Source organism: Holdemanella sp., assembly GCF_056804935.1.
Window position 1 is genome coordinate 1 of sequence record NZ_DBMEXE010000120.1, and the last position, 5,051, is coordinate 5,051.

Annotated in this window: 6 protein-coding genes and 1 pseudogene; 2 read left to right on the top strand and 5 right to left on the bottom strand. The window is 34.1% G+C overall.

Annotated elements, in window-relative coordinates; translation table 11 throughout:
* Positions 1 to 117 precede the first annotated feature (117 nt).
* From ACZQCL_RS06330 to ACZQCL_RS06340, 3 genes are all read right to left on the bottom strand, one after another.
* Positions 118 to 1,143, bottom strand: a complete 1,026-nt coding sequence (locus ACZQCL_RS06330) for a 3-deoxy-7-phosphoheptulonate synthase (RefSeq protein ID WP_331866236.1) — start codon at positions 1,141 to 1,143, stop codon at positions 118 to 120.
* Between the two features lie 66 nt (positions 1,144 to 1,209).
* Complete coding sequence (locus ACZQCL_RS06335; RefSeq protein WP_333673312.1) at positions 1,210 to 1,719, bottom strand: GNAT family N-acetyltransferase; 510 nt, start codon at positions 1,717 to 1,719, stop codon at positions 1,210 to 1,212.
* Entirely contained in the window at positions 1,706 to 2,206 is a 501-nt protein-coding gene (locus tag ACZQCL_RS06340; protein ID WP_117571335.1) for a nitroreductase family protein, read from the bottom strand. The genes ACZQCL_RS06335 and ACZQCL_RS06340 overlap by 14 nt, the downstream gene beginning before the upstream one ends.
* A 108-nt stretch (positions 2,207 to 2,314) precedes the next feature.
* Between ACZQCL_RS06340 and ACZQCL_RS06345 the strand changes: the two genes are divergently transcribed.
* Positions 2,315 to 3,811 carry a carboxypeptidase M32 gene (locus tag ACZQCL_RS06345; protein WP_331866239.1) on the top strand — a complete coding sequence of 499 codons (1,497 nt, stop codon included), beginning with the start codon at positions 2,315 to 2,317 and terminating at the stop codon, positions 3,809 to 3,811.
* Between the two features lie 140 nt (positions 3,812 to 3,951).
* Here ACZQCL_RS06345 and ACZQCL_RS06350 read toward each other — a convergent pair whose 3' ends face one another.
* Both ACZQCL_RS06350 and ACZQCL_RS06355 read right to left on the bottom strand, forming a co-directional pair.
* Positions 3,952 to 4,320, bottom strand: a complete 369-nt coding sequence (locus tag ACZQCL_RS06350) for a hypothetical protein (protein WP_117926685.1) — start codon at positions 4,318 to 4,320, stop codon at positions 3,952 to 3,954.
* 3 nt (positions 4,321 to 4,323) lie between these two features.
* On the bottom strand, positions 4,324 to 4,572 hold the full coding sequence (locus ACZQCL_RS06355) for a hypothetical protein (protein WP_482482308.1): 249 nt from the start codon (positions 4,570 to 4,572) through the stop codon (positions 4,324 to 4,326).
* Positions 4,573 to 4,771: 199 nt separating this feature from the next.
* Here ACZQCL_RS06355 and ACZQCL_RS06360 point away from each other — a divergent pair.
* Positions 4,772 to 5,051: pseudogene (locus ACZQCL_RS06360) on the top strand (RNA-binding domain-containing protein); the annotation flags it as partial.

The following is a 5,051-nucleotide window of genomic DNA, read 5'->3' on the forward strand; positions in this document are numbered from 1 at the left end:
GTTATAATGATTAACTTCTCTTCAGTGATATGATATCACTTCTAAATAAAATAAAAAACTAGAATTATTACTTGAATAACTTCTAGTTCTATAATACGAAAGGAAGCGCAACGCTTCCTAATCGCACAAATCATATAAATCTAAAATCAATTGTTCTGTCTTTTCCCAACCAAGACAAGGATCTGTGATCGACTTTCCATACACATTACCATCTGTTGGCTGATTTCCATCCTCTAAATAACTCTCAATCATCAAGCCCTTCACCAGCTTTTTGATATCTTCCGATTTACTTCTAGAATGCATTACATCCTTGGCAATACGAATCTGCTCTAAATATTGTTTATTTGAATTCGAGTGATTACAATCTACAATACAAGCCGGATTCTTTAAATCTGACTTTTCATATAAATGAATCAACTCCATCAAATCTTCATAGTGATAATTCGCATGTGCATGATTGAACTTATCCACATATCCTCTTAATATTGCATGAGCTAGTGGATTTCCATCTGTCTGCACTTCCCAGCCACGATATACAAATCTTTGATCGGCTTGCGCTGCCACAATAGAATTCATCATGACTGTAAGATCTCCACCTGTCGGATTTTTCATTCCTGCAGGAATTCCTACACCACTAGCCACAATACGATGTTGTTGATTCTCCACACTTCTTGCACCGATGGCTACATATCCCAATAAATCCGATAAATATGCATGATTTTCTGGATACAGCATTTCTTCTGCACAAGTAAAACCTGTCTGTGTAACTACATCTGTATGTAGCTTACGAATCGCAATGATTCCCTTCAACATATCCTCTTTGGAATGAGGATCTGGTTGATGCAACATCCCCTTATATCCAACACCCTTTGTACGTGGTTTATTTGTGTAGACACGTGGAATCATAAAAATCTTATCTTTTACTTTTTCTTGTAATACAGCCAAACGATTCATATAGTCTAAAACCGCATCTTCGCGATCCGCACTACAAGGACCGATAATCAAAATTAAACGATCATCTTTTCCAGTAAAAATATCTTCAATTTCCTGATCTCTTTGTTTCTTAATTTTTTGCACCTTATAAGGCAAAGGAAATTCCTTTTTCAAATCTTCTGGAGTTGGTAACTCCTGTATCTTCTTCATATCCATATTCAACATCCCTCTTTAATCACCCTTTGACAATATCATATTCTTGCATATTTTTCAAAATCAGATACGATTTAATCGATATTCCAAGATGTAATCATCCATGATGAAATCATTTCCTATATCTGTCTGTACAGAATCAATCCATTGAAAACCAAACTTCTCATATACAGCTAGACTATGTTTATTATATTTGTTGCAAGTCAAATAAATAGATGGGTAACAATACTTTTCTGCCTGTTTCTTTACATACTCAAACATTTCAGTCGCATAGTGCTTTCCTCTAGCTGAATCCTTTAAATACAGTTTAGACAAGAATAAACGATCCGGCTGATTCTGCAACCCAATATATCCAACTAGCTCATCACCTTCATATACCTTATGATAATGATACTGCTGATGTTTTACTTGGTCTTGCATGGCATCAAAGCTCTGAAACTTATCTACCATATAATCAATCTGTGCTTCTGAAATGATTCCAGGAAAAAATTCATGCCAAATCTTTTCGGCAAGAATAGCTACTTCTTTTAAATCATCCTCATTCTTACACTCTACAATATTAATACTTTTCATAATGCACCTTCGAACTATCAAATTTATCTTTTACCACCTCTTCTTGATCTATATATCCAAATGAAATCATCCACATTGGAACAATACCTTTTGGCAATTTAAAATACTGATTTAAAGCCAAATAGCGCTCTTCATTCGGATACACACCCAGCCAGCATGAACCAATACCCAAACTTTTCGCTTCAACCAACATATTCTCTGTAGCCGCTGCCAAGTCTTGTTGACAATAATCCAAACTATCATTCTTATTTTTATCCGCACAAACAACCATTCCCATAGCTGCATCTTTTAGAAAGGATGCATAGGGTGTCATTTGACTTAAATCCTTTAATGTATCTTTATTCTCAACGACAATAAACTGCCAAGGCTGACTGTTTCTAGCACTAGGTGCACTAAATGCAGCCTTTAAAATTAAATCGATCTCTTCTTTTTTTAAAGATTCCTGTTTATATTTTCTTATACTCGTACGATTAAAAATTGCATCCATACTCTTTACTCCTTTTTTCTGTATTATATCACCATTTTGAAAATTCGCTTTCATTATATAATGACTATTCTTTTCTTTGTGTTACAATACAAGCAGGAGGATTTAACCATGTTAAAATTTGAACCATTCTATCAAGAATACGAAAGAACATTAGATGCCTTCTCATTGGCATTCTCAACAATCTATTTTGAACAAATGACAATTGCACCAAAAAAAGGAATTCCTTATTCAAATGAAATGTTGTCTAGACTATCTAAACAAGCATTCATCATTGAAAATGATCCAGAAACCATTCAAAAGATCAAGGAGTACGCAAAAACATTGCCAGAAGGAAGTTTGGAAAAGAAAGAAGTCGACTATCGCCTTGAAGCCTTAGCACAATCTGAAAACATTCCGAGTGATGTATATGCGAACTATGTCAAAGTCAAAGCCGATAGTGAACTTGCTTGGCATGAAGCTAAAGAAGCAGATAATTATGAGCATTTCAAACCTCATTTACAAGCAATCATGAAAGAGACTTTACACCTTTTAGAATATGACCCTAAGTTTAATGGAAACAATGCGTATGATGTATTGTTAGACCGTTATGAAAAAGGAATGACACAAGAAAAATATGATGCATTCTTTAATAATGTGAAAGAGAAATTAGTTCCATTAATTCATGAAATTCAAAACAAACCACAAATCAATGATGACTTACTTCATGAAACTTATGCAGTGGATCGCCAAGAAAAATTTATGGATGTTATTTGTGACTTCATGAAAGTAGATTTTGGTAAAGTATACCTTTCAACGACAGAACACCCATTCACAGATTTCTTCTCAAGCAACGATAGTCGTATCACAACACACTATTATCCAGATCAATTCTTAAGTGCTATCCTTTCAACTGTACACGAATATGGACACGCTCTTTATGGACTACAAATGGATCCTGCTTTTGAAGGAACAATGCTAACACAAGCTGTTGGTTCAGCTGCACACGAATCGCAATCTCGTTTCTTAGAAAACCACGTTGGTAGAAGTCATGCATTCTGGCAAGCAAACTATAATCAATTAGTAAATTTATTCCCAGAATTTAAAGATGTGTCTGTTGACGAGTTAGTCAGCATGATCAATAAAACAGAATGCGCTTTGATTCGTACAGAAGCGGATGAATTGACATACCCATTACACATTATGGTTCGTTATGAAATTGAAAAAGAAATTGCGAAAGGCAACATAGACTATGATAAGCTTCCAGAACTATGGGCCGATAAATACGAAGAATATTTAGGTGTTCGTCCTGCAAACTATAAAGAAGGTATCTTACAAGATATGCACTGGTCTACGGGTTATTTAGGATACTTCCCAACATACGCATTGGGTAGTGCTTATGCTGCACAATTGTATGCAACAATGGAAAAACAATTTGATGTAGAAGAAGCCCTACTAACAAATCATTTTGAAAAGATTACAGACTGGTTAAAAGAAAATGTACACCATTATGCTGCAAGTAAATCTATGGCTGAAATCGTAGAAGAAGTAAGTGGTGAACCATTCAATCCAGACTATTACACAGATTATTTAATCAAAAAATACAAGAAATTATACAATCTAGACTAACATGAAGAAGTGAGTAACATCACTTCTTTTCTTATTGACAAGAATGGTTAGAAATGAATCATTCTGAATTTTTAAAAAAAAGCAGCTAACCTATTTTCACAGACTAACTACTCATATTTAGTACCTTATTCAAATTTATTCTACAAATCCGACAGTGAAATTCTATCGTATGCGCCATTTTTCTTATCTTCCGGATGTGGCTCCAATCCAATAATCGTGATATCTTTCTGATCCGGTCCGTAAACCCAATACATTCTCATTGCACCACTTGTTTTATTTTCCAAATAAGATTGCCACACTTTCATTCCGTAACGTCTAGATAAAGGCTCTATTTCATGGGTTTGAAGACTCGGATAAAATGGATCCGCCGACAATAACTTTAAAGCTTTCCCCCATTTTTTATAGAGTTGCTCTTCCTTCTTTTTGATCTTACCAGAACGATATTTTTGTTGCAAATCTTGCCAAAGTTCCTGCATTTCAGGAATTCCCATTCGTATATTAAAATTCATTTATTATTCCTTTGAAAAATCCGACAAATCAATAGCCGTGGAAACATCTCCACACTTAAAATTACTTACCGCACGATCCATATCTGCCAATGTTCTAGCTGAAATGCTCTTTGGCGCTGATAATTCCCGAGGTTCAAGAATTATACAACCATTTCCATATTCTTTCACATTGTAGTAATGATAAGTAGCTCCTCTAAGAGTAATTCTTTTTTTGTTATCCAAATGTGCAACATAATCCTTTATTGTTTCCATTATCAACACCTCCAATACAAATCTAAACGTGGGAATTCCCACTCCCTATCATTATAATAATTTTTTCTTTATTCTTTGTCAATCTAATTTTTCTTGTTCACTATCATCAGGAAGGGGAATATGCACAACAAGAAAAACAAATTCTTTATTGATTAGAATGGTTAGATTGGTTAATATATGGGTAAAAAGGAGCTATTTTATGATATTTCAAGAAGATTTTGAACAAATGCGTTCTTTAGAACAAGACTTAACTTTTCTTTCTGCTAAGACTGAATTTGACGAATCAGGCATTCCATTTAAGAAAAAGAACTTAGGCATTCAAAATCAAGATGGTATATACACGAATTTAGGATTACTTTTATCAGACCAATGTAAACATACTATTAAGGTTGCAGTTTTTAATGGAGAAAAACAAAGTGAATTTCAAGATCGAAATGAATTTACCGGTTCATTATTCAAACAAATGCACGAAGTATATT